The sequence below is a fragment of the Micromonospora sp. WMMD1155 genome (genome assembly GCF_029581275.1).
GTDB lineage: Bacteria > Actinomycetota > Actinomycetes > Mycobacteriales > Micromonosporaceae > Micromonospora.
In genome coordinates this window covers 5812809-5836560 of the sequence record NZ_CP120742.1, presented here as the reverse complement: position 1 = coordinate 5836560, position 23752 = coordinate 5812809, and the positions used below count along the sequence as shown (strand labels likewise).

Sequence of the window (23752 nt, the reverse complement as noted above, 5' to 3'; positions counted from 1 at the left end):
GGGTGCCCGGTCACCTGACCGGGCACCGCCGAGGCGGCCGGGTGCCGTCGGGTCCGACGATCGTCACCGGGACGAGAGAGCTCATCAGGCCGACCTGGGCGGCGGCGTCGGTGGCCGTACAGATGATCTGGTCGACCGCGTCGGCCGACAACGGCCGTACCGCTGCTGTCGTCGTCACGGTGAGGCCGAATCCCCGTCCGTCCGGCGTCACCGTGACCGGGACGAGCCCGGCGGGCACCTCGCTGGTCAGGCCGCTGGCCCGCTCCTCCTCGCTCGGACCCGCCGCGAGCAGGGCGACGGCCTGGGCCGGCTGGCAGGACGAGCCGTCCGAGGATGCCGGTGAACAGGTCACCACGGGCGCGGCACCGGCCTGGGTCGCCTTCGGCTGGCGGAGGACCAGCGCCAGTTCGCCCTGTGCGAGCAGGTAGACCCCGATGCCCTCGGTGGGCCCGCTGACCGCGGCGCGACCGGTGATGACGGCGGTGGGCCGGACCCCGCACCCCGCCGTGAGCACCGCGACGAGCAGCCCGGCGACGACCAGTGCGCGGCCCGTCCGCCGGCCGGTCACCGGGCACCACCGTCGGCCGCCGTGTCCCGGGGCAGGCGGAGGGTGAACACCGCGCCGCCTCCGGGGTCGTTTCCGGCGACGAGACTTCCCCGCCGCTCACCGTGGCGGTGCAGGCGCGCGTTCTCCCAGGAGATGGCGAGGCCGAGGCCACTGCCGTCGGAGCGGGTTCGGGCGGTGTCGGCCTTGTAGAGACGGTCGAAGACGTGCGGCAACACCTCAGGGTCCAGTCCGGGACCGTGGTCGGCCACCTCGACGGTGACCCAGTCCTCGTCGGCGCTCAGCCGCACCGACACCGGCTCGGCACCGTGCCGCAGGGCGTTGCCGACCAGGTTGGCGACGATGACGTCCAGCCGGCGGGGGTCGAGCCGGGCCACGACACCGGGCGGCAGCTCCGCGCGGACCCGGTCGGTCCAGCCGCGGATGCGCAGGGTCGCGCTCACCGCGGCGGCCACGTCCACGTCGTCCAGGGCGAGCCGGGCCGTTCCGGAGTCGAACCTGCTGACCTCGATGAGGTCGTTGACCAGCTGGGTGAGGTTCTGCGTCTCCCGGCTGACCAGCCGGGCTGCACGGCCCGCGTCCCCGGGCAGGTGTTCCGCCTCCTCGTCGAGCACGTCGGTGACCGCGGTCATCGCCGCCAACGGCGTACGGAGTTCGTGCGAGACGTCCGCCACGAACCGGCGCGCGTCGGACTCCATCCGTCGCAGCTCCCCCACCTGCCGTTCCAGCGTCCCGGCGGTGTCGTTGAAGGTCCGTGCCACATCGGCCAGCTCGTCCACGCCCCGGACGGTCAGCCGGGTGGTCAGGTCGCCCTCGCCGAGGCGGCGTGCGGCCCGGCCCAACTCGCGTACGGGTCGCAACACGCTGCCGGCGGCCAACAGGGCCAGCAGGACCGCGAGGACCAGCGACAGCCCTCCGGTCAGCCAGGCGCGGGTGGCGAGCTGGTCGATGCTCTGCTGCTCGGGCAGGAGGCTGCGCATCGAGTACACCTCCAGCCCGGACGGTCGGGAGGTGCCGTCGGGTCGTTCGAGCGCCAACTGGGTGCCGATGAGCAGCTTGGGTTCCCCGTTGAGCGCGACCCGCTGCCAGGCGATCCGGCCGTCGCCGACCTCCTGCCGCAGCTCCGGGGTGAGCGCGTCGGCCACCTCGAAATTCGGCGACCGCAGGTCGCGGTAGACGACCACCGTGGTGGTGTCCCGGTCGGAGAGACGCTGGGCCAGGATGTCGAGGTCGTCCTGGGTCGGCGGCAACTGGGCTATCGGGTAGTACTTGCTGAGCTGGTCGGTCAGCGACCTCACCGCGGCGTCCTGCGCCTGTTGCAGGATGACCGTCCGGGCCTGGACGTAGCTGCCGCTGGCCACGACGGCCGCGGTGGTCACGCCGAGCAACACGAACGCCAGGAGCAGTCGGACCCGCAGGCCCGAGACCCGGGTGCCGGCGCGGCGCCACAGTGTCACAGCGGCCCGAACCGGTATCCGAAACCACGCACGGTCTGGATGAAGACCGGCGCCGACGAGTCGACCTCGATCTTGGCGCGCAGCCGCTGGACACAGGCGTCCACGAGCCGCGAGTCGCCGAGGTACCCGTGTTCCCAGACGGCCTCCAGCAGTTGCTGGCGGCTGAGCACCTGGCCCGGCGTGTGCGAGAGTTCGAGCAGCAGACGCAGCTCGGTGGGGGCGAGGCCGACCGGCACGCCGTCCTTGCTGACCACCAGCGCGGCCCGGTCGATCGTCAGCGCACCGTGTTGTTCCAGGCCGGGCCGCTCGCCACCGGCGCGACGCGACTCGCCGCCGGTCCGTCGGAGCACCGCGCGGATCCGCGCCTCGAGCACCCGGGCCTGCACGGGCTTGACCACGTAGTCGTCGGCGCCGGCCTCCAGCCCCGCCACCACGTCCATGTCGTCGTTGCGCGCGGTCAGCATGATGATCGGCAGGTCACCGAGTTGCCGAATCCGGCGGCAGACTTCGAACCCGTCCATCCCGGGCAGCATCAGGTCGAGGACCACGACGTCGGACGCGGTGGTGCGCAGCCGCTCCAACCCCTGCTCCCCGGTCTCCACCGCGTGCACCGTGTGGCCCTGTCGGGTGAGCGCCAACTGAAGCCCATCGCGCACCGTCTGGTGGTCTTCGATCAGCAGGACCTGGGACATGTCGTCAAGTATCCCATCATGAGATCTTCTGCGAATCGGTCGGCGACGGCCGCCCGGCACGGTCGGCTCGCAGCGGTACCACGAAGTCCGCCGACCGCACCAGGAACACCACGGAACCCACCAGGAACATCGTCGTCGCACCCGCCGCCACGATGGCGACGAGCGCGCCGCGCTGCACCGAGGCCGCCAGCGAGGGCACCACGACCACGAGTGCCCAGACCAGCGCGGCCAGGCTCACCGCCATCTCGGCCAACCGGCGCCACAGGCTCCCGCCGTCCGGCCCGGCATCCACGTCCCGGTCCCCCCGCAGGCCCGTCAACGCGGCGGCGGCCAGGCAGAACAACACCACCCCCAGCAGTACGCCGCCGAGCACGTCACTGAACCGGTGCCAGCCCGCGATCATCGTGGCCGAGGCGATCACCGAGACACCGGCGGCACCGGGCACCGCCAGAAAGCGTCGAGCCCAACCGGGCAGCACCAGCATGAACGCCAGCAGCAGCGCCGTCGCCGCCGCCACGTGGCCGCTGGGAAAACTGTTGTGGGTCGTCGAACTCTCGATCTGGAGATCCGGGCGGGGCAGCGCCGACTTCAGCGCGCCGGCCGCCACCACCGCGCCGACCACCATTCCCACACCGACGACCCCCGCCACCAGCCGGCGGCGGAGCACACCCACCAGCAGCACCGCGCCGAGCAGGGCGACGAGGAGGCTCGGGCTGCCGAAGCCGGCCAGCACGGCCTTGGCCGGCCCCACCAGGACGGTCTCCTGCTCGTATCCCCCACCCCGCTCGGCGCGCGGCAGGAGCAGACCGTCCAGCCACTGACCGGGGTACGTCCGGACGAAGACGGCAGCGGTGAGCGCCAACGCGAGCAGACCACCCAGCGCCGCCGCGAGCAGCCGAAGACCCGACGTCACCGCCGCGCTGGCGGGTGGCCGGGGTCGCGCCGGCGGCGGGCCGGGCGTCGACCGCCCCACGGGGTACGACGATCCGATGGTCATGTCGGCCATGCTCGTCCCGGCACGTCCGGATGCCGTACTGGGATTGTCTTGGTTCTGTCACAACTGCCCGCGCCGACTGCGGGAGGCGGATCGTCGTCGGAAGGGCCGGTGGGCCTCGACGGAGCAGAAGCATTCAGATGCTTACATGCAACTATGTTTTACCCCGCCGAGATCAGCCACCACTAGGGTCAGGACACCGATCGATGCCTCGGTGGTCGGTGCGAGAAATCCATCCGGAGTGAGCTGGGGAACCGGAAGGGGTTGGGGGAATGCAGGGAATTCCAGTCGACAGCCTGGTCATCGGCATCGCGTCCTCACCGGCTGAGCGCCGACAACTGGCGCGGCTACTCGGCGGCAGTGACGCCTTTCTGATCGTCTCGACCGTCCGGCAGGCCCGAGAGTTTCTCGGCGTGGTCGAGACGACTCCGGCGGTGATCCCGCAGGACGGGCCCGTGCTCGCCGATGCCGCACAGTCCGCAGCCGCGCTCGGCCCGGCCCCGCGATCCGCAGCCGCGCTCGGCCCGGCCCCGCGATCCGCAGCCGCGCTCGGCCCGGCCCCACAGCCCGCAGCCGTGCTCACCGAGGTGGCGCCGAGCCCGCAGCAGCCGCCACCGGACCTGGCCGTCGACTCCGACCGCAGGGTGCTGCGGTGGCGTGACCAGGAGATCGACCTGACCCGGTTGGAGCACGACGTCCTGCTCTGTCTGGTGGACGCGCCCGGGCAGATCTGGACCTACGAGCGTCTGCACCTGGAGGTGTGGGGCAACCGGCACCTCGGCCGGGGCTCCGACATGCACTCGGTGGTCCGCCGGGTGCGCGGAAAGCTCGCGAGACTCAACGCCGCGACGACCATCCACTCGGTACGCGGGGTCGGCTTCCGGCTCGCCCCGGTCTGATCTTCTCAACGCGGACCGGCCCGGTCCGGTCTGATCCTCTCAAGTCCGGCCCGATCCGCCTGATCCCCGAACAGGGTCCGGCCCGCCCGGTCGAAACCAGGCGGGCCGGACTGTGCGCTACCGCTCGGGCGTCAGCACTTGATCGGCACCAACCCGAAGTTCTCCACGGTGGGAGTGGTGGTGTTGATCCTCGTCTGGCGGGTCTGCGGCTTCCACCCGTCCTTGGCGACGATCATCGTGAGCGGGTTGTTGCGGCGGTCCACCCAGTAGGCGTACTTGCCCTCGGCGTCGGTGGCGAAGGTGTACGACGCCGCCCACGAGTCGACCTGGACGACCGCCCCGGCGAGTGGCGAGGTCGCACCCTGGCAGCTGCTGCCGATGACCGTTCCCATGAGCTTGCCCCAGGTCTTCGGGGGGTTCGCGGTCATGGTCACCGCGACCGGCGCCACCGAGTACGGCGTGTTCTCCGTGATCCCGATCGAGCCCGAGTAGGTGCCCGGCTGGTCCACGTCCGCCGTCAGGCCGACGGTGACCGTGACCTTCGCACCCGGCGCGAGGGTCGCCGACGACTTGTCGATGGTCATCCAGCTGACGTCGGCCGCCGACTCGGCGCAACCCTCGAAGCCCGGGAGCACCTCGCTGTTGGCCGCCGCGTTGAAGTTGCCGGACGAGCCGCCGATCTTGTAGAAGCCGCAAGCCGCGCCACCCCGGTATCGGGCGGTGTTGGCGTTCGGCAGGTTGGACCACGAGCCGGCGGCCGGGTCGAAGGCGAAGCCGGCGTTGCTGATGGCCCCACCCTGCGAACCACCGACGACGAGCAGCTTGCCGTTGGCCACGGCGTACGAGCTGGCCCAGTTGTCGGCCGGCGCGTCGGCGATCGCGGTCCAGGTGTTGGCCCCCGGGTCGAAGGCGTAGCTGGACTTCTGCGCGGCGGAACCGTCGTTGCCACCGGTGCAGTAGAGGATGCCGTCGATCCCGCCGCAGGAGGCGAAGGCCACCGACTTCGGGTAGTTGGCCATCGTCGCCCAGGTGTCGGTGGCCGGGTCGTACCGGACGACGCTGTTCGACATCGGCGTGCAGTTGGCCGTGGTGCAGCCACCGACCGCGTACAGCTTGCCGTCGACGACGCCCTGACCGGCCGCTGCCCGGGGTGCCGGGTTGTCGGCCAGCTCGGTCCAGGTGTCGGCCCCCGGGTCGTACGACCAGGTGGCGGCGTCCGGACCCTCGTCGCCCCAGCCGCCGCTGGCGATGATCTTGCCTTGCACGACGCCCACCGTCAGGGCGTTGCGTGCGCCCGGCAGGTCGGCGATCGCCGTCCAGGTCTGGGCGGCCGGGTCGTAGGCGTAGTTCTTGGTGGTGGAGGCGCTACCGTCGCCACCCCCGATCGAGTACACCTTGCCGTCCAGGTTCACCACCCGGTTGTCCATCACGTTCGCCGGGTAGTTGGCGATGTCCGTCCACGGCGCGGCCTGCGGGCCGGTCGCGGCGGCGGTGGCCTTGGCCTCCTTGCCGGACGCCTTGGCGGCGAACGACGTCGGTACGGTGAGCCGCTGCTCCGGAGCGCCGCTGCCGCCGAGCACCTGTTGCCGGGTGACGGTGGATCCGTCCGCGCGGAGGAGTTCGAATCCGTTGTCCCGCTCGCTGAACTTGACCTCGACCGGCGCGCCGCCGGTGTTGGTCACCGTGAACGTCCTGCTCGCCTTGCCGTTGGGCATCTGGAGCGTGGCGCTCAGCTCGGTCGGCGTCACCGACAGCCGGCCGGCCGCGAGCTGGAAGTTCGCGGTGGTCGCCCAGTCGGCCTCGACGTCCACCGACTTGGTCTGGCTGACGTAGTTACCGGCGGTCGCCGTGAAATCGTGCGCGCCGGTCAGCGACGAGTAGATCCAGTAGAAGCCGTCGGCCAGCCCCGGATCGTCCGGGGTCGCCACGGTGACGGCCTTCTCGGCGGGCCGGTCCTTGCTGGTGACCGTCGCACCGTTGACGTAGCTGCCGTCGTTCTTGTCGCGGACGTTGCCGACGACCAGACCGCCGTCGAGCGGCACACAGGTGATCTGGCTGCCGATGAGGACGTTGTCGACCTCCCACCACCACTCGTACGAGGCGTCGTAGTAGTGGAACCGGACCTGCACCTGCGCCTGGCCGGCCGCCTGCGGGATCGGGATCTCGGTCACCCTCGGACCCCGGACGTCGGTCTCCTGCCGGAGCACGTTGGTCCAGGTGGCACCACCGTCGATGCTCAGGTCGACGTCGGCGGTGTCGTCGTTGAGCTGGTTGAAGTCCTGGTTGAACCGGATCACCGGGGCGGTGACGGCGGTCAGGTCGACCACCGGGCTGACCAGGGAGGTGTCCTGGCTGGTGCCCGCACCGTAGTCGTCGCTGTCGATCATCGCGAAGCCGCCGCTGCCGCCGGTCAGGTTGCCCCGGTCACCGTCGTCGGTGAACTTCCAGACCTGGCCGCTGCCCGCGTTGTCCACGACGGTCCAGCCGGCCGGGGTGGTCGGGGCGTCGAACGTCTCGTACTCGCCGTCGGAGCCGAACGTGTAGCCGGGGGCGGTGGTGCAGGTGTCGGTGTCCACCGGCACGGCGACGTTCGCGGTGGCGTTACCCGTGCCGACCACCACCTGCTTGGTGACGGTCTGGTAGCCCGGGTACTGCGACTCGTACGTCAGGGTGTAGGTCTGCCCGGCCGGCAGCTTGATGCTGTAGCGGCCGTTCGACGGGGTGGTGTAGTCGTAGACGCCGGACACGCCGGTCACCGTCACCTTCGCGTACAACGGCCAGCCGTGGCCCGAGCCGTCGGTGACCGACCCGGTGACGTTGACGCTGGGCACCGGCGTCAACGCGACGTCGAGCGTGGTGATCGCGCCCTTGGCGACGGTCGCCGTCTTCGTGGTGCCGCCGTAGCCGAAGGCCGCCACGGCGACCTGGTAGTCACCGGTGGGCAGTTGGGTCGAGTACTTGCCGTCGGCGCCGGTGGTCAGCTCCCGTGCGGCCGGTCCGGTGAGCGTCACCGTCGCGCCGGCGATCGGGGCGCCGGTGGCCGCGTCGGTGACCGTTCCGGCCAGGGTGCCGATGTCGCCGGTCGGGGCCGCGTCGAGCAGCGCGAGGGCGTCCAGGCGGCCCTCGCCGTAGACGTTGTTGTCGGCGGCGGTGCCGCCGCACTGGTCGTCGGCCTTGTCGATCGCCGTGCCGTTGAGCAGCGCACGGGTGGCGTCGACGTCACCGATCAGCGAGGGCGCCGCCGAGTAGAGCAGCGCGATCGTGCCCGCGAGGTGCGGCGCGGCCATCGAGGTGCCGCTGATGCTGCCGTACGCGCTACCCGGGATGCTCGACCGGACGTTCACGCCCGGGGCCGAGATGTTGGGCTTGATCTCACCGTTCTGCCCGACGCCGCGAGCGGAGAAGCCGGCGACGTTGTTGTTGACGTCGTACGCGCCGGTCGAGTAGTTGCTGGCGAGGCTGCCCGGCGAACCACTCGTCTGGCACGCCGGCCCACTGTTGCCGTTGGACCAGGTGCCGAAGATCCCGGACGCGGCCCAGGCGTCCGTCACGTCCTCCATGAACGGCTCGTTGGACGGGTCCCGCGTGCCCCACGAGTTGTTGATGATGTTCGGGCGCTTGCTCGCGTCCGCGTTCTGGCCGTTGAGGTCCAGCGGTTCGAGCATCCACTGGCCGGATTCGATCAGAGCGGCGTCACTGGGGCAGCAACCGTTCGCCGCGATCCACGTGACCCCGGGCGCGACGCCGATCTGGTTCGCGCCGTCGGAGCCGGCCATGGTGCCCATCGTGTGCGTGCCGTGGCCGTCGCCGTCACAGGGGGCGGTCGCACAGGCGCCGGTGGCACCGGCCGCGTTGAACCAGTTGTAGTTGTGGTCGAACGTGCCGTCGCCGTTGTTGCCACGGTAGGAGTTGACGAGCGCCGGGTGGTTGAACTGCACGCCGGTGTCGATGTTGGCGACGGTGATGCCCTCGCCCTTGACGCCGTACTGGGCCCACACGTCGTCGGCGTTGATGTTGGCGATGCCCCACTCGAGGGCGTTCACTGTCTTCTCGTCCGTGCCCTTGGTGGTCTCCGGCACCTTGTAGGCGACCGGCGCGTAGAGGCCCTCGACCTCGGAGTGACCGGCGAACTTCTGGGCCATCGCCAGGGAGCCGCTGCTCACCTTGATCGCGTTGGTGGCCCAGAAGGTCTGGTACCGGGTGCCCGAGCTGTCGAGGTCGGCGCGGATCCTGCCCTGGCTCGCGGCGGCGGTCTTGCGCAGGGCGTCCGCGACCGCGGTGCCGCGCTTCGACCAGTCCTTGATGGCGCTGGCCTTGCTGAGGTCCGCCCGGTCCTTGAACCGGATCCAGAAGTCCCCTTCACTCTTGGCCTGTAGCTGCTTGGCGAGCTCGGGTCGGATCTTGTCGCCGGTCGGGGCGCCCGCCTGCATCCCGCCGCCCGGTGCCGCCTGCGCTGCCGACCCGACGGTGGCCAAGCAAGTCGCGGCGAGGATCGCCGCCGCACCGGCGCTCACCAGTGATCTGGCTGTGCGCCGCCATTGTGGACGTCTGAACATCGGTGCTGCCTCCCTCAGAACGACCCAGGGTGAAGATGGGCCATGGGTGGACCTCCCCATGCACCGCGCGGGTCACGCCGGTTGCCCGAGTGGACACTATGATCGAGAAGAAAGGACGATCAAGAACTTGCCGTGAGCAACTTGTCGCTAAGAGTTGCTGCTCCGGTGACGCGTTTTGCCAATCATTGTCAGGACCATGACGAGAGCCGGGCAGGGATGCCCATCGATCCCGGGCGGTGCGGTGGCCGAGGACGACGATGCGACGTCGAACAGGGAGGGCCCGGCCGACGAGCCGTTCCCGCTACTGATCGCGGTGACGTCGTCGCCGGCCGAGCGCATCCGGCTCGCGGAGCGCCTCGACGGCATCGCTCCGTTGCTGCTCGTGGCCGACCTCGACGAGCTACGCCGGCTGATCGCCACCCCGCGCCAGATGGCCGCGGCCGCAGCCGAGTCGGCCACCGCGCTGGTGATCGACTCCACCCGGTCGAGCGCCCGCTGCGGGGAGCGCGAGGTCGACCTCACCCGGTTGGAACACGACCTGCTGACCTGCCTGATCACCGAGCCGGTCCGGGTCTGGAGCTACGCGGAGCTGCACCGGTCGGTCTGGGGCGACGAGGGGCGCGAGCGCAAGGCGGACGTGCAGTCGCTGGTGAAGCGGCTGCGCCGCAAGCTGCACGACCTCGGCACCCTGGCCACCATCGACGTCGTTCGAGGTGTCGGGCTGCGGCTGACCGATCACCAGCAGGCCCGGGTCGAACGCGCCTGACGCGCCGCGGCGTGAACTGATCAAGGGTCTCGGTACGACCTGGAGATCAACAGCGACACGGGGCGGGCTGATGTCTCCGTACCTGCGTTTTGCGGTAATGACAGGCTGCGAACTCGCTGACACGTAACGTGAGGATGCAGCCGGACTGCGGCTGCCGCAGGCGTGCACCGGGCCGCCACCGTGGCGGTGCCGCTCGGTCGACGACCGGGACGGACAGCCCTGCACCGCCGCCGGCCTACTCAGCCGCAGGAGGTGCGGACCATGCCCATGCTGTCGGTCTTCGATCCCCGGCACACTGTCGCTCCCCCGGGATACAGCCGCTGGCTCATCCCGACCGCGGCCCTGGCCGTGCACGTCTGCATCGGTCAGGTCTATGCCACGAGTGTCTACAAGAACTCCCTCATCGCGCACTTCGACGTCAGTCAGACGGCGATCGGGGCGATCTTCAGTATCGCCATCGTGATGCTGGGTTCGTCCGCGGCGGTGGGTGGCCGTTGGGTGGAGCGGAACGGACCGCGTCGGGCGATGTTCGTCTCGGCGTGCTTCTGGGCCACGGGGTTCCTGGTCGGCGCGCTCGGCATCGCGACCCAACAGCTCTGGCTGCTCTACCTCGGTTACGGCGTCATCGGTGGCATCGGGCTCGGCATCGGCTACATCTCGCCCGTCTCCACACTGATCAAGTGGTTCCCGGACCGGCCCGGCCTCGCCACCGGGTTGGCCATCATGGGGTTCGGCGGCGGCGCCCTCGTCGCCGGCCCGCTCGCGCGCCAACTGCTCTCCCTCTACGACTCCGGCTACAACCCCGACAACCCCGCGGCGGTGGCCTCGGGACACGCCCTCGTGGCGCTCTTCGTCACGTTCGGCATCGGATACTTCGTGATCATGATGTTCGGCCCCTTCAACGTCCGGGTACCGGCGCCGGACTGGCGGCCCGCCGGGTTCGACCCCGCGAGCGTCGCCACCCGGCCCCTCGTGACGACGGCGAGCGTGTCGGCGTCGAATGCCGTGCGTACCCGATCCTTCTGGTTGCTGTGGATCGTGCTGTTCTGCAACGTCACCGCAGGCATCGGCATCCTGGAGCAGGCAAGCCCGATGATCCAGGACTTCTTCCGGGACAACGGGACCGCCACCACGGTCTCGGTGACGGCGGCGGCCGGTTTCGTGGGGGTGCTGTCGCTGTTCAACATGGCGGGGCGCTTCGTCTGGTCGACGACGTCCGACCTCATCGGCCGCAAACCCATCTACATGGTCTACCTCGGCGTCGGCATGGTGCTGTACCTGCTGCTCGCCGTCGCGGGCCACTCCGCGACCGCGGTCTTCGTGCTGATCGCCGCCGCGATCATCTCCTTCTACGGCGGTGGCTTCGCCACCATGCCCGCCTACCTGCGTGACCTGTTCGGCACCTTCCAGGTCGGGGCCATCCACGGCCGGATCCTGACCGCGTGGTCGGCCGCGGGTGTCGCCGGCCCGCTGATCGTCAACGGGATCCTCGACACGCAGGGCAAGCCCGGCACCCTCACCGCGGCGGCGTACCGGCCCGCCCTGTTCACCATGGTCGGCATCCTCGCCATCGGGTTCATCGCGAACCTGCTGGTCCGTTCCGTGCCCGAGCGGTTCCACGAACCGGACCGAGGGCCGACCTCGCCCGTGGCGAAGGCGACTGTCACCGAGCCGGTCGCTCTCGGGCGGGACAGCCAGCCGCCCGCGCCGCCGCGCGTCGGTAGCCAGACCGGGCGGCTCTGGTTGTCCTGGCTGCTGATCGCGGTGCTCCTCGGGTACGGCATCGTCCAGACCCTGATCACCGCCGCGAAGCTCTTCACCGGCTGACGCGGCGAAGACGGGCTCGGAAGGACGGCGCCCACGCAGGGGGCGCCGTCCTCTCGGTTCAGAGCCGGGTCGCCGACCCCTTCTCGTCGCGCCGCTCCCGTTGCGGCACGACCGTGTACTTCGGGTCACGCGCCGACGCCATGCCGGCCTCGAAGACGCCGAACCGGGTGGCGACGGACGAGGCCACCAGAGCGGCGCCGGAGAGCGCGGCCAGGACCCGGCTGCGCCGGCTGAACAGCGCGGCGACGGTGCCCACGCCGAGCAGCACGTCTCCCGCCCGGACCAGCCGACCGCTGCGCCCCTGCCGGTAGGGCTCACCGGTCAGGCCCAACCGCTCCATCCGGCGACCGCCGGCGTACTTGACGGTCGCGGCGACGACCGCGAGTCGCCGCAGCGGGGCGGTCTGGGCGGCCGGCGTCGCGATCAGACCGACCCCGGTGGCGGCGGCGAGCGCGCTGCCACCGAAGACGAACGGCAGGAAGGGGTATGCGTCGTGCCACGCCGGTACGGCGGTGTCGGCGAGCAGCACCCCGGTGTACGTGGCGAGTGCCGGGGCGGTGGCAGCGGCGGCCAGGCCGGCGATGTCGCCGACCGGTGGGGCCAGGCGGCGGGCGAGACCGAGCACACCGTGATCGGGGAGTCGGGTTGCCAGCTCGGCGACCGCGGCCACGCCGGCTGCCGGGCCGAACGCGGTGAGGATCCAGGTGCCGACCGACATCGGCGAGGTCAGCTTGGCGATCCGGAGCATGTGGTGGAACCGGGCCGGTCGTCCGAGGTCGTGCACCAGCAGGTACGCGCTGACGCCGACGCCGCCCAGCGCCGTCCACCGCCCCACCTGCCGCAGAGCGGGCCGGCCGGTCAGTTGGGCGCCCGCGCCGATCAGTGCTCCCCCGGCGGCGAGCCCACCGGTGAAGAGGTAACCGGCGATGTCGCGCTTCCACACCGGCGGTTTGAGGATCGGGCGGCCGTAGTAGGAGGTGAAGTCGGCCGCCGGCACCGTCAGGTGCTCGCCGCCGCGGGTCATGACCGCCTGCCCAGGAACGCGACCACCGTGGCGGCGGTCATCGCCAGGGCGGCCAGCCCGGCGTGTTTCCACATGGCCGGTAGGTCGCGGGTGGTCACGACCGGGTCCGGGGGCAGCCCGTACACCTCGGGCTCGTCCAACAGCAGGAAGAACGCCCCGTCGCCGCCGACGCCGTCGTCCGGGTCGTGCCCGTACAACCGCGCCTCGGACACCCCCCGCCCCCGCAACGTCGCCACCCGCGCGGCGGCCCGCTCCCGCAGCTCGTCAAGCGGCCCGTACTGGATCGACTCCGTCGGACACGCCTGCGCGCACGCCGGAGTCATCCCCGCACCGAGCCGGTCGTAGCACAACGTGCACTTCCACGCCCGACCATCACCCTTACGCTGATCGATCACCCCGTACGGACACGCCGAGATGCAGTACCCACACCCGTTGCAGATGTCCTCCTGCACCACCACCGTCCCGAACTCCGTCCGGAACAACGACCCCGTCGGACACACGTCCAGACACGCCGCATGAGTGCAGTGCTTGCACACGTCGGACATCATCAACCACCGGAAATCCGTCCGACCCTCGACACCGGTGCCCCGACCCGGCGGCTGCGCACCCGGCATCCCCAGGAACTCCGGGCCGGCCGACATCCGGGCCGCCGCCTCGGGTGAACCGGTGGGCAGACCCGGGTCGGTACCGGTGTCGGCGCTGGTCAGCGCACCGGCCGCCGCGGTGACCGGGCTGACCGGCGGCCCGTCCGGGGTGTCGGCGAACGCCGGGGACGCCAGACCGGCACGGCGGGGCTGCTCGACGAACGCCACGTGCCGCCACGAGTTCGCCGTCAACGCACCCGTGTTGTCGTACGACATGCCGAGCAGGTCCAACCCGCTCTCCGGCACCCCGTTCCACTCCTTGCACGCCACCTCACACGCCTTGCACCCGATGCAGACACTCGTGTCGGTGAAGAACCCCATCCGCGGCGGCGCGTTCACATAGCCCGCGTCCGGCGCCGGGTCCAGCGGGCCGTACAGGGCGTTGGCGTGGGGCATGGGTCAGACCTCCTGGTCCGGGCCGCTGTCCGCGGAGTCGGTCGTGACCATCGGCGGATAGTGCGGGTTGAGGTCACCGGATCGCCGCCGGTAGTCGACGAGGAGCGCCAGCAGCTCCGCGCCTCTCGGGCGACGCCCGGACCGGATGTCGCAGGTGCCGACCTTGCTCTCCTGGATCAGGACGTTCGGATCGAGGCTGATGCCGAACAGGTCGTTGGCCGAGTCGCCGGTCACCAGACCCTCGAAACCGAAGTGGTACGGCAACCACACCTGGTGGATGATCCGCCCGTCCACCCGCAACGGGGTGAGCCGGTCGGTCACCAGCACCTTCGCCTCGATGGCCGCCCGGGCGGTGATCAGGTGCGCCCAGCCCAGATGGGTGAGGCCGCGTTCGACCGCCAACTCCGGGGACACCTCGACGAACATCTCCGGCTGCAACTCGGCCAGCGGCGAGACCGTCCGGCTCATCCCGCCGGCGGTGTGGTGCTCGGTGAGCCGGCTGACCGTGAACACGTACGGGAACACCTGGCTGTACGGTTCCGGCGGGCTCGGGTTGAGCGTGTTGATCGGGTGGGTGTAGACCTTGCGGGTCGGGTTGGCCTGCTGCCGGTAGAGCGGGTTCCGCACCGGCGACTCGACCGGCTCGTAGTGCGTGGGCAGCGGGCCGTCGAGGACGCCGGTGGGCGCGTACAGCCAGCCCTTGCCGTCGCCCTGGAGGATGAACGGGTCGTCGCCGGCGATGCCCGCCACGCCCGAGGATTCGTGCTCCGGTCGGTAGGACGGCGGTTTGGTCTTCTCGAAGTCCGGCACGTCGTAGCCGGTCCACTCGCCCTTGTCGGCGTCCCACCACACGTAGCGTTTGCGCTCACTCCATGGGTTGCCGTCCGGGTCGGCCGACGCACGGTTGTAGAGGATGCGCCGGTTCGCCGGCCACGCCCAACCCCATTCCGGAGCCACCAGGGACTGCTCGGCACCCGGTTTGCGACGGGCGGCCTGGTTGACGCCGTCCGCGTACACCCCGGTGTAGATCCAGCAGCCGCCGACGGTGGAGCCGTCGTCGGTCATCTCGGTGAACGACGACAGCGGGCGGCCGGTCGCCACGTCGTACCCGTTGATCTCGCGCAGCACCGCCTCGGCGCTCGGCTCCGCGTGCGGACCGTGCGTCGGGTAGTCCCAGGCCAGGTCGAGCAGCGCCCGGTCGCGGGCCTTCGTCGACGTCGCCAACCGCTCCTGGATCACCCGGCCCAGGTGGTAGAAGAACCACAGCTCGGAGCGGGCGTCGCCCGGCGGCTCGACGGCCTTCTCCCGCCACTGCAACAACCGCTGCGTCTGCGTGAACGTGCCCTCCTTCTCCACGTGCGACGCGGCCGGCAGGAAGAACACCTCGGTACGGCACTCGTCCGGCACGATCTCGCCGGTCTCGATCTCCGGCGCGTTCTTCCAGAACGTCGCGCTCTCGACCTCGAACAGGTCGCGGACCACGAGCCAGTCGAGGTTGGCCATGCCGAGACGCTGCGCCCGGCCGTGCGCCGAACCGACCGCCGGGTTCTGACCCAACAGGAAGTAACCCTTGACCTTCCCGTCGATCATGTTGAGCACCTGCTGGTAGGTGCCGTGGTCCCCGGTCATCCGCGGCATGTAGCCGTAGCAGTAGTCGTTCTCGGCGGTGGCGGCGTCACCCCAGTACGCCTTGAGCAGGTTGACGGCGTAGGTGCGGGCGTTACCCCAGAAACCCTTCTGCCCCGGGTGCCGGATGCTGTCCACCCACGCGTCCAGCGTCGGGTGGTCGGCGTGGTGCGGCATCGGCAGATAACCCGGCAGCAGGTTGAACAACGTCGGGATGTCGGTGGAACCCTGGATGCTGGCGTGCCCGCGCAGCGCCATCACCCCGCCACCCGGGCGGCCCATGTTGCCCAGCAGGAGTTGGATGATCGCGCCGGTACGGATGTACTGCACCCCGACGCTGTGCTGGGTCCAGCCCACCGAATAGACGAGCATGCCGGTGCGGTCCCGGCCGGAGTTCTCCGTCCAGGCCTGCGCCAGTTCGAGGAACTTCTCCTGCGGGATCCCGCAGACCCGTTCCACCATCTCCGGCGTGTAGCGGGCGTAGTGCCGCTTCAGGATCTGGTAGACGCAGCGCGGGTGCCGCAACGTCTCGTCGCGTTCGGTCTCGCCGCCCACGGGAGCGCCGTGTGACTCGTGTTCCAGCCCGGCGCCGGTCTCCCGCTGGATCTCGGTGTCCCGGGTCGTCTGGGTCTGCCCGTGGCCCTCGTAGCGCCAACTGGTCTGGTCGTACGAGGCGTTCTCCTCCTGGAATCCGGAGAAGAGCCCGTGCAGGTCCTCGGTGTCGGCGAACTCCTCGGTCACGATCGTCGCCGCGTTGGTGTAGGCGACCACGTACTCCCGGAAGTCCAGCTCGTTCTCCAGGATGTAGCGGATCACCCCGCCGAGCAGCGCGATGTCGGTGCCCGCCCGGATCGGCAGGTACGCGTCGGCCAGCGCGCTGGTGCGGGTGAACCGTGGGTCGACGTGGAACACCTTCGCGCCGCGGCGCTTGGCCTCCATCACCCACTGGAAGCCCACCGGGTGCGCCTCAGCCATGTTCGAACCCTGGATGACGATGACGTCGGAGTTCGACAGATCCTGCTGGTACTGGGTGGCGCCGCCACGGCCGAAGCTGGTCCCCAGACCGGGGACTGTCGAGGAGTGTCAAATACGGGCCTGGTTCTCGATCTGGAGCGCCCCCATCGCGGTGAACAGCTTCTTGATGAGGTAGTTCTCCTCGTTGTCCAGCGTCGCCCCACCCAGACTGGAGATGCCCAGGGTCCGGTTGAGCGGCCGACCCTCGGGGTCGACGTCCTCCCAGGTCTCGGAGCGGGCGGCCAGCACCCGATCGGCGATCATGTTCATCGCCGTGTCGAGGTCGAGGTCCTCCCACTCGGTGCCGTACGGGCGGCGGTAGCGGACCTTGGTCTGCCGCAGTGGGCTGGTCACCAGGCTCTTACTGGCCGCGCCCTTCGGGCAGAGCCGACCCCGCGAGATCGGGCTGTCCGGGTCGCCCTCGATCTGGCTGACCTGCCCGTCCTTCACGTACACCCGCTGCCCACAACCCACCGCGCAGTACGGGCAGACGGACCGGGCCACCGAGTCGGCGGTGTCGGTGCGGGCGGTGAGCGCGCGGGATCCGGCGGACTCGGCCGCCGCGCCCCGGCCGAGCGGGTCGGTGCCGGTGAGCTGCCGATAGACCGGCCAGCCCTCGATCCAGCGAGGCACCCCCATCGCGCACCTTCCCGACTAATCACACCAAATGTGAACAACCTGACATTAGTCGAGGTACCGTCCCGTCGCAGCGGGATCACGAACAGTCATGCCTCCTCCAGCCCTCGGTACGGGCCGGAAGAGGCATGCGGTGCGGTGACGGGTCAGTGCGGTGGCAACCGGTCGACGGGGTGGTCGTTGAACGCCCGGTAGCGGTGCAGCTCCCAGAACAGCCAGCCGATGCTGACGAGCGCCACCACGACGAAGACCAGCGAGCCGGTGAACGTGTCCCAGAGGGTGTGCAGGACGACGACGCCGACGAACGTGCCGATGAACCCGAGCAGCCGACGGGCGCTCGGGGTGGCCAGCAACGCCCACAGGGCGCCGGCGGTGAGCCCGGTCCAGGCCGTGTGACCGGCGGGCGCGGTCAGACCACGGATGAACAGGGTCTGCTCCACCGCCCCGATGTTGCCCTGCGAACTCAGCAGCGCGCTGAACGCGTAACCCATCGTCTCCAACGCGGCGAACCCCATGCCGGCGGCGACGCCGATGACCAGCCCGTCCGAGGGCACCCGGCGTCGGTGCTGGGCCACCACCGTGAACAGCAGCACCACCGGCACGATCAGCTTCGCCGACTCCTCGATCAGCGCCACGAACAGCATGGGCAGCGCGCCCAGGCCGCGCAGGGTGTCGTACTCAAGGGTGCCGGCGACCACCGTGCCGATCACACCGCCGAAGAACGCCGACGTCACCAACACCGACGCCGGCACCTGCCACCGCCCGGTGCGGGCCTGCGCGAACGTCAGGAACGTCAACGGCACCAGCGTCGCCCCGAGCAGGATCAACGCCGGCACGAAGTTCGGATTCTGCGTGCTGACCAGGGTCCGCAGCACCGCCAAGTAAAGGATCAGCCCGATGACCAGGACTGCAACCCACGCCCACCGGCGCGAACGATCACCCATACCGCGCAGTGTGGCCGACCCAGGTTACGAAGACCAGCCCCGGGCGCCGAGATCCGTACGACTCGGCACAGACGGATCAGCGTTTCTGGAACATCACCGCTGCCACGTCGGCACCAGCTCGATCGCCCAGTCGAGCTGCGGACAGTCGTCGCGACTGCGGCACTCCAGGCACCCGCCTGCCCGCCACGGCCGGTCGAGCGCCCGGGTCCAATAGACGTCCAGAACCCTCCTGGCAGTGAACAACGCGGTTGCCGTGGAGATCGGCTCGTCGATCGGCACAGTCGGCACCCTCCCTGCGATCACGATTAGTCCCCACCTGGGAGGCAGAGTCCATACGTCGTGCTCCCCCAGGTGGGTTGCCGTCGGGAACCCAGGAGTTTGCCGAAACCAGGGAACCCGACTGAGCCACCAACGTATTCCAACTTGTAGGAGCAGGCCAAGCAACAGCTTGGAACTTGTTGGAACAGCTCTGCTCGTGATCGAATCAGGGTGCCGAAACCAGGGAACCCACGGAGATCGACTCATGCCGACCGAGAGAGTGGACTACCGGCGCATCGCCAACGAGATCGTCGAGAAGATCAAGTCCGGAGAACTCGCCCCGGGAGAGAAGCTGCCGTCCACACGCGAGCTGGCCGAACAACACAACGTGCACATCTCCACCATCAACCGGGTCATGACCATCCTCAAAGACCGGGAACTGGTCGAGGGATTCCCCGGAAAAGGCGTCTATGTGGCTGAGGCAGGACCGTCGAAGTAGAGCGGTCAGCCGACCCTCGATGCCGCCGCACCGCTATCCGCTTGATCGTTGTCAGCTGAGCAGTTCGACACGCCGGGCGCCGGGCTGCTGAGCTGCCAACGATCGCCGCGCCCCGACGAATGGCGGGCGTCAGACCACGTGCACCAGGCGGAAGCGCTCGGTCACCACCAGCGTGTCGTCGTCCACAGTGAAGTCTGGGTCGCCCAACTCCTCGCGGACCTCCGCGCTGTGCCAGAACGTCTCGTGCCCCGCCCGCCACTGCGCCACCGACTCGTCGCCCTCCCCCTCGTCCAGCGCGTGTCGCAGGTCGACGTCCGCGAGACGGATCACCCGCACCTCGGTCAGTTCGATGACCGCGACCCGCCGGCCGGCGGAGTCCACCACGGCGGAGAGTTGACCGACCTCGGGCAGCGGCTCCTCCGCGCACTCGTACCCGGCCAGCAGGCCCGTGGTCGTGGTCTTCGCGCCGGACAGGATCGCGCCCACGAGCTTGTCCCGCAACGGCCCTGGGAACGCGAACTCGGCCAGCGGGAGATCATCGAGGTCCATCCGCGGAGGGTACGCGACAGGGCGCGCTACGAGCGGCGGTGGGCCGACCCGCCGCCGGTCACGCAGTACACGTCGCCGGAGTTGGCGTGGTGCGGCAGTGCGGCGAGGTGCGTCGCCATGTCGGTCGCGGAGACCCAGCGTCGGAACGTCATCGACTTGTCGTCGCCCAGCGCCACGTCGAAACCGTCGAAGCCGAGCGCGGTGAGGCGGTCGAGACACCGGGACGCGACCGGGCGCGCGATCGTGGTGAACTCGAACGAGAGCGCGGGCAGCGGGCGGGTCAGACCGGCCAGCACCTCGTCCTCGAAACCCTCCACGTCGATCTTCGCGAAGGTCGGCACGCCGTACTCGGTGACGAGGGTGTCGACGGTGACCACCGGGACCTCGATGTCGGCGTCCCACACCTGGCCCTCCCACCCGCCGGCGCCCTCCGCGGCCCGCATGAAGTCGGGCGAGGCGGTGGACACGGTGGGGTTGGCGGAGTTGACGTGGAAGCGGGTGCTCCCGGGTGCCGCGCCGCAGACCGCTTCGACGAGCGTCACCTGGTCGTCGTCGGCGTAGATCGCCCGCAGGGCGCGCAGGCACAGCGGCTGCGGCTCCACGGCCACCACCCGCGCCCCGAGGCGACGGAAGCTGGCGATGTGGTCGCCCACGTGCGAGCCGACGTCGAAGACGAGATCCCCCTCGGCGACGAACCGGGAGTAGAAGGCGTCCATCCGCGCGCCCCGCTCGGCGTCGCCGTAGTAGACGTCCAGCGATCGGTGCAGCGGGGACATCGCCGGGTCGGTCCGGAGCGCGGCGATCCTGGTGTCGGTGCCAGCGGTCATCTGTCTGATCCAGTCCGTGAGGGTGGTCGGGTTACGGCCCGAAGGCGGTCAGGAACCGGTCCCGGAAGGTGTCCATCCGCCAGACCGGTGCCTGCGGTCCCGGCTTGAGCCCGTCCTGCCAACCCCACCCGGAGATCCGGTCCAGGACGGCCCGGTCCCGGGTGATGATGGAGATCGGGACGTCTCGGCTGGCGTTGTCGCCGGTGACCACGGCGGCGGGCTGGTGGTCGCCGAGGAAGATGAACACGAGGTCGTCGTCGCCGTAGGTCTGCACGTAGGAGATGAGCGCGCTCAACGTGTACTCGATGGAGTGCCGGTAGTCCGCGCGGATCTGCTCGGTGTTGCGTCGCTTGTCGTCGGACTCCTCGGCGGTCCCCTTGAAGATCGCCCCGTTGCCGAGGGCGGCCCAGTCGACCAGGTCCGGGACGGGCGTCCACGGCGCGTGGCTCGACACCAGCGCGAGTTCCGTCATCGTCGGGACGCCGGTGGGCTTCGCCTGCTCCAGACGACGCCAGCTGGCGAGGGTGTACTGGTCGGGCATGGTGCCGAAGCTGAACTTCGGCCCCCGGTAGGCGAGCTTCCGGGCGTCGTAGAACCGGTCGTAGCCGAAGAACGAACCCTCCGGCCACGGCTTGCTCACCGCGGGCATCACGCCGACGGTCTGCCAGCTCGCCCGTTGGAACGCCTTGTTGAGGGTCAGCCGGTCACTCGCCAACAGGGTGCGGTGCCGCTGGTCGTTGTCGACCCAGAGGCCGGAGAGCAGCGTGTCATGGGCGAGCCAACTGCCGCCGCCGAACGTCGGCGAGGTGAGGAAACCGCTCTGCGCGGCGAACCCGGCCGCGTCGAGTCGGCTGGTTCCGCCGTCGAGGACGGCGCCGACCTGTGCGGCGAACTCCGGGTCCTCGACGGCGTCCCGGCCGTAGCTCTCCACGAAGGAGATGACCACGTTCTTACCGCGCAGCGCGGTGAGGAGTTGGTCGCCGGGAGTGCCGGCGAACCGGTCCTCGCCGAGGAGCGCGGCGAACCTCTCCCGGTCGTCGAGACGCAGGCGCACCTGGAAGCCGTGGCCATTGGTCAGGGTGGTCGCGGACGTGTCGGCGACCGTCACGCCCTCGACCACCCGCACGTTGAACGCGGCGCAGACCACCCAGACGACCACCAGTGCCGCCACGACCCGGGTGGTCCCGGTGCGGTGCCGGATCACCAGCCGGCGCAGTCGCCGCATCGACAGCGTGACCAGGGTGGGTAGGCCGACGGCCACCACCGCCAGGGTGATCGCCACGCCGATGGCGACGGGCCGGCCGTAGGACTCGCTGACGAAGGCGAACCCCTCGTCGAGCAACGCCCAGTCCAGCACCGGGTCGAAGGCCCGGCTGAGCGCGGCGGTGAACCCCAGGTCGAACAGCTTCAGCAGGCCGAGCAGGCCGAGAGCCACCCCGGCGATGGTCGCCACCAACCGACTCCAGCGGGTCGGCAGGGCGAGCAGGAGGGCGACGGCCAGCAGCGCCTCCAGCGGGACCCGCACGAACGCCCCCGGGCTGAGGCGGCCGAAGTCGTACGGGAGGGTGAGCACGAGCAGCACGAGCAGCACAGCCAGGAGGGTGACCAGGCGGGCCACGACGGTGCGCTTCGGCCGCCCCTCGGCCTCGGTCCCGTCGGTGGCGGTGACGTCCGAAGGCTCGTCCCTCATCGTCTTCCGTCCCTGGCTCGGCATCTGACGTACGCGCGTCAAGAGCGACAACCCGGGCATCCTTCCATGATCTTCGTCGAGCGTGACATCGGGGCGGCTCAGACGCGGGCGATCCCGCGTCGGGCCACGGCGACCGTCCGGTGTTCCGGCCAGGGCAGCCCGTCGGTCGTGCCGTGGATGACCGGCGTGCGCCGGTCCTCCGAAGCGTCGTGGACCGGGGCGCGGCGGAGGTGACGGGTCGTCCACAGCCACGTGACGTCCCGCCCGAACGACTCGACCAGCAGCGCCAGCGACGCCACCACCACGACGACCGTCAGCGGCCCGGGCAGCGCGTCGCCCATCGCCACCGTCAGCACCACGCCCTGGATCGCGGCGACGACCTTGCGCCAGTAGCGCGGCGGCAACGATCCGCGCATCCAGCCCAGCACCCAGCTCGCGGCGACGAAGACGTACCGCATCGCGCCGATGGCGAGCACCCAGCCGCCCACCGAGGGGGCCACGTGCAGGCAGAGCACCAGGACCAGGAAGGAGTCGATCTCCATGTCGAACCGTGCGCCGAGGTCACTGGACGTGCCGGTACGGCGGGCCGTGTATCCGTCCACGGCGTCGAGGGCCAGCGCCACACTGGTGAGGACGACCATCAGCGCCACCGGCGCCGGTCGGGTGAGCGACTCCGCCGCGAGGGCCGTCACGCCACCGACGAGGATCGCCCGGCTCAGGGTCACCCGGTCGGCCGGGCTCAGGTCACGCGCGCCTGCGCGGGACATCCCCCGACTGAGCAGGACGCACAGCGCCACCCCGTACGCCAGCCCGGCCGTCCACCCGGCCGGGCCGAGGCCGACCGTCTGCGCGAGCACCCCCAGCACGCCGATCTGCGCGAGCAGTCCGATGACCGGACCCGTTCGAACCGTTGACATCGCGCCTCCGTGACTCTGGTGGGTGACCCTGACCGTCATCACGGAAAACATGACCGATCGGTTCATTCTGAACCCGACTCGGCAGGGCGTCACGGTGGGACGTGCCCCGTGGGTGGCCGGCTAATCGTCCACCGTAGGGGCGTCCGGCCGACGGGCGGGGTCAGGGCCTCGGCAGCGTGAGCACCTCGACGCCGTCTTCGGTGACGGCGATGGTGTGCTCGCTGTGCGCCGTCCGGCAGCCGGTCACGCTGCGCAGGGTCCACCCGTCGGGGTCGGTGACCAGCGTGGCGGTGTCCGCCATGACCCACGGCTCCAGGGCCAGCAGCAGGCCGGGGCGCAACCGGTAGCCGCGGCCCGGCCGTCCGGTGTTGGAGACGTGCGGGTCCTGGTGCATCGTCGAGCCGACGCCGTGGCCGCCGAACTCGGTGTTGATCGAGTATCCGGCCGCGCCGAGAACCGAGCCGATGGCGTGGGAGATGTCACCGATGGGGACTCCGGGGCCGGCGGCGGCGATACCGGCGGTCAACGCGCGCTGGGTGGCGTCGATGAGCGCGACGCTCTCCGGAGGCTGCGCCTCGCCCACGATGAAGCTGATCGCGGAGTCGGCGACGACTCCACCCAGCGAGACGGCGAGGTCGAGCGACAGCAGGTCGCCGTCGGCGAGCCGGTAGTCGTGTGGCAGCCCGTGCAGCACCGCGTCGTTGACGGACGTGCAGATGTAGTGGCCGAACGGCCCGCGCCCGAAGGACGGCTCGTAGTCGACGTAGCAGGACTGCGCCCCGGCCTCGACGATCATGCGCTGTGCCCAGGCGTCGATGTCCAGCAGGTTCGTGCCGACCACGCTGCGGCTCTTCAGCGTCTGGAGGATGCCGGCGACCAGCGCGCCGGTGTCCCGGGCGCGCGGCAGGTCGGTGGGGCTCAGGATCTCGATCATGCCGGGCCTTCCTCGAACCAATAAGTATCCCGGCCATA

At 70.3% G+C, this 23752-nt stretch carries 18 protein-coding genes and 1 pseudogene; 4 read left to right on the top strand and 15 right to left on the bottom strand.

The window, feature by feature from the left end:
• Positions 1–10: 10 nt before the first annotated feature.
• From O7617_RS26675 to O7617_RS26660, 4 genes are read right to left on the bottom strand one after another with little or no spacing between them, the layout of a single operon-like run.
• Positions 11–568, bottom strand: coding sequence for a hypothetical protein (locus O7617_RS26675; protein WP_282258903.1), 558 nt, complete (start codon positions 566–568; stop codon positions 11–13).
• On the bottom strand, positions 565–2022 hold the full coding sequence (locus O7617_RS26670) for a HAMP domain-containing sensor histidine kinase (RefSeq protein ID WP_282258902.1): 1458 nt from the start codon (positions 2020–2022) through the stop codon (positions 565–567). The genes O7617_RS26675 and O7617_RS26670 overlap by 4 nt, the downstream gene beginning before the upstream one ends.
• Positions 2019–2714: a response regulator transcription factor gene (locus O7617_RS26665; protein WP_282258901.1), complete on the bottom strand. Its 696-nt coding sequence runs from the start codon at positions 2712–2714 to the stop codon at positions 2019–2021. Before O7617_RS26665 ends, O7617_RS26670 begins: the two co-directional genes overlap by 4 nt.
• 16 nt (positions 2715–2730) lie before the next feature.
• Positions 2731–3711 carry a phosphatase PAP2 family protein gene (locus tag O7617_RS26660; protein ID WP_282258899.1) on the bottom strand — a complete coding sequence of 327 codons (981 nt, stop codon included), beginning with the start codon at positions 3709–3711 and terminating at the stop codon, positions 2731–2733.
• 269 nt (positions 3712–3980) lie between these two features.
• Here O7617_RS26660 and O7617_RS26655 point away from each other — a divergent pair, with 269 nt between their 5' ends.
• A complete protein-coding gene (locus O7617_RS26655; RefSeq protein ID WP_282258898.1) occupies positions 3981–4607 on the top strand; it encodes a winged helix-turn-helix domain-containing protein in 627 nt (208 codons plus the stop codon).
• 131 nt (positions 4608–4738) lie between these two features.
• Here O7617_RS26655 and O7617_RS26650 read toward each other — a convergent pair whose 3' ends face one another.
• Positions 4739–9121, bottom strand: coding sequence for a S8 family serine peptidase (locus O7617_RS26650; protein ID WP_282258897.1), 4383 nt, complete (start codon positions 9119–9121; stop codon positions 4739–4741).
• A gap of 238 nt (positions 9122–9359) precedes the next feature.
• On the opposite strand from O7617_RS26650, the gene O7617_RS26645 reads away from it, so the two are divergent.
• Both O7617_RS26645 and O7617_RS26640 read left to right on the top strand, forming a co-directional pair.
• Positions 9360–9929, top strand: a complete 570-nt coding sequence (locus O7617_RS26645; protein WP_282258896.1) for a winged helix-turn-helix domain-containing protein — start codon at positions 9360–9362, stop codon at positions 9927–9929.
• Between the two features lie 267 nt (positions 9930–10196).
• On the top strand, positions 10197–11756 hold the full coding sequence (locus O7617_RS26640) for an OFA family MFS transporter (RefSeq protein ID WP_282264877.1): 1560 nt from the start codon (positions 10197–10199) through the stop codon (positions 11754–11756).
• A 58-nt stretch (positions 11757–11814) separates the two neighbouring features.
• Here O7617_RS26640 and nrfD read toward each other — a convergent pair whose 3' ends face one another.
• The 5 genes from nrfD to O7617_RS26615 form a co-directional block, all read right to left on the bottom strand.
• Positions 11815–12780, bottom strand: a complete 966-nt coding sequence (nrfD, locus tag O7617_RS26635) for an NrfD/PsrC family molybdoenzyme membrane anchor subunit (protein WP_282258895.1) — start codon at positions 12778–12780, stop codon at positions 11815–11817.
• Positions 12777–13820 (bottom strand): 4Fe-4S dicluster domain-containing protein, encoded by a 1044-nt coding sequence (locus O7617_RS26630; protein WP_282258894.1) that lies wholly within the window; start codon positions 13818–13820, stop codon positions 12777–12779. Before O7617_RS26630 ends, nrfD begins: the two co-directional genes overlap by 4 nt.
• Before the next feature lie 3 nt (positions 13821–13823).
• Complete coding sequence (fdh, locus tag O7617_RS26625; RefSeq protein ID WP_282258893.1) at positions 13824–17099, bottom strand: formate dehydrogenase; 3276 nt, start codon at positions 17097–17099, stop codon at positions 13824–13826.
• A 143-nt stretch (positions 17100–17242) separates the two neighbouring features.
• Complete coding sequence (locus O7617_RS26620) at positions 17243–18040, bottom strand: PrsW family intramembrane metalloprotease (RefSeq protein WP_282258892.1); 798 nt, start codon at positions 18038–18040, stop codon at positions 17243–17245.
• Positions 18041–18133: 93 nt separating this feature from the next.
• The gene (locus tag O7617_RS26615) at positions 18134–18319 is read right to left on the bottom strand and encodes a hypothetical protein (RefSeq protein ID WP_282258891.1); all 186 of its coding nucleotides are present in this window, start codon (positions 18317–18319) and stop codon (positions 18134–18136) included.
• A 244-nt stretch (positions 18320–18563) separates the two neighbouring features.
• Here O7617_RS26615 and O7617_RS26610 point away from each other — a divergent pair, with 244 nt between their 5' ends.
• Positions 18564–18797 (top strand): winged helix-turn-helix domain-containing protein, encoded by a 234-nt coding sequence (locus tag O7617_RS26610; protein ID WP_282258890.1) that lies wholly within the window; start codon positions 18564–18566, stop codon positions 18795–18797.
• Between the two features lie 129 nt (positions 18798–18926).
• On the opposite strand, the gene O7617_RS26605 is transcribed toward O7617_RS26610, so the two are convergent.
• The 5 genes and pseudogenes from O7617_RS26605 to map form a co-directional block, all read right to left on the bottom strand.
• Complete coding sequence (locus O7617_RS26605) at positions 18927–19346, bottom strand: ASCH domain-containing protein (protein ID WP_282258889.1); 420 nt, start codon at positions 19344–19346, stop codon at positions 18927–18929.
• A gap of 26 nt (positions 19347–19372) precedes the next feature.
• Complete coding sequence (locus O7617_RS26600; protein WP_282258884.1) at positions 19373–20173, bottom strand: FkbM family methyltransferase; 801 nt, start codon at positions 20171–20173, stop codon at positions 19373–19375.
• A gap of 31 nt (positions 20174–20204) precedes the next feature.
• Positions 20205–21863 (bottom strand): sulfatase-like hydrolase/transferase, encoded by a 1659-nt coding sequence (locus O7617_RS26595; RefSeq protein WP_282258882.1) that lies wholly within the window; start codon positions 21861–21863, stop codon positions 20205–20207.
• Between the two features lie 242 nt (positions 21864–22105).
• Positions 22106–22780 (bottom strand): annotated as a pseudogene (locus O7617_RS26590) (CDP-alcohol phosphatidyltransferase family protein); the annotation flags it as partial.
• Between the two features lie 160 nt (positions 22781–22940).
• Entirely contained in the window at positions 22941–23714 is a 774-nt protein-coding gene (gene map / locus O7617_RS26585; RefSeq protein ID WP_282258880.1) for a type I methionyl aminopeptidase, read from the bottom strand.
• Positions 23715–23752: the final 38 nt, after the last annotated feature.

Coding starts and splice junctions, on each gene's coding strand:
- O7617_RS26665 (WP_282258901.1), bottom strand. CDS start 2,714: ATGTCCCAGGTCCTGCTGATCGAAGACCACCAGACGGTGCGCGATGGG.
- O7617_RS26660 (WP_282258899.1), bottom strand. CDS start 3,711: ATGACCATCGGATCGTCGTACCCCGTGGGGCGGTCGACGCCCGGCCCG.
- O7617_RS26655 (WP_282258898.1), top strand. CDS start 3,981: ATGCAGGGAATTCCAGTCGACAGCCTGGTCATCGGCATCGCGTCCTCA.
- O7617_RS26645 (WP_282258896.1), top strand. CDS start 9,360: ATGACGAGAGCCGGGCAGGGATGCCCATCGATCCCGGGCGGTGCGGTG.
- O7617_RS26640 (WP_282264877.1), top strand. CDS start 10,197: ATGCTGTCGGTCTTCGATCCCCGGCACACTGTCGCTCCCCCGGGATAC.
- nrfD (WP_282258895.1), bottom strand. CDS start 12,780: ATGACCCGCGGCGGCGAGCACCTGACGGTGCCGGCGGCCGACTTCACC.
- O7617_RS26630 (WP_282258894.1), bottom strand. CDS start 13,820: ATGCCCCACGCCAACGCCCTGTACGGCCCGCTGGACCCGGCGCCGGAC.
- O7617_RS26620 (WP_282258892.1), bottom strand. CDS start 18,040: ATGGGTGATCGTTCGCGCCGGTGGGCGTGGGTTGCAGTCCTGGTCATC.
- O7617_RS26610 (WP_282258890.1), top strand. CDS start 18,564: ATGCCGACCGAGAGAGTGGACTACCGGCGCATCGCCAACGAGATCGTC.
- O7617_RS26605 (WP_282258889.1), bottom strand. CDS start 19,346: ATGGACCTCGATGATCTCCCGCTGGCCGAGTTCGCGTTCCCAGGGCCG.
- O7617_RS26600 (WP_282258884.1), bottom strand. CDS start 20,173: ATGACCGCTGGCACCGACACCAGGATCGCCGCGCTCCGGACCGACCCG.
- O7617_RS26595 (WP_282258882.1), bottom strand. CDS start 21,863: ATGAGGGACGAGCCTTCGGACGTCACCGCCACCGACGGGACCGAGGCC.
- map (WP_282258880.1), bottom strand. CDS start 23,714: ATGATCGAGATCCTGAGCCCCACCGACCTGCCGCGCGCCCGGGACACC.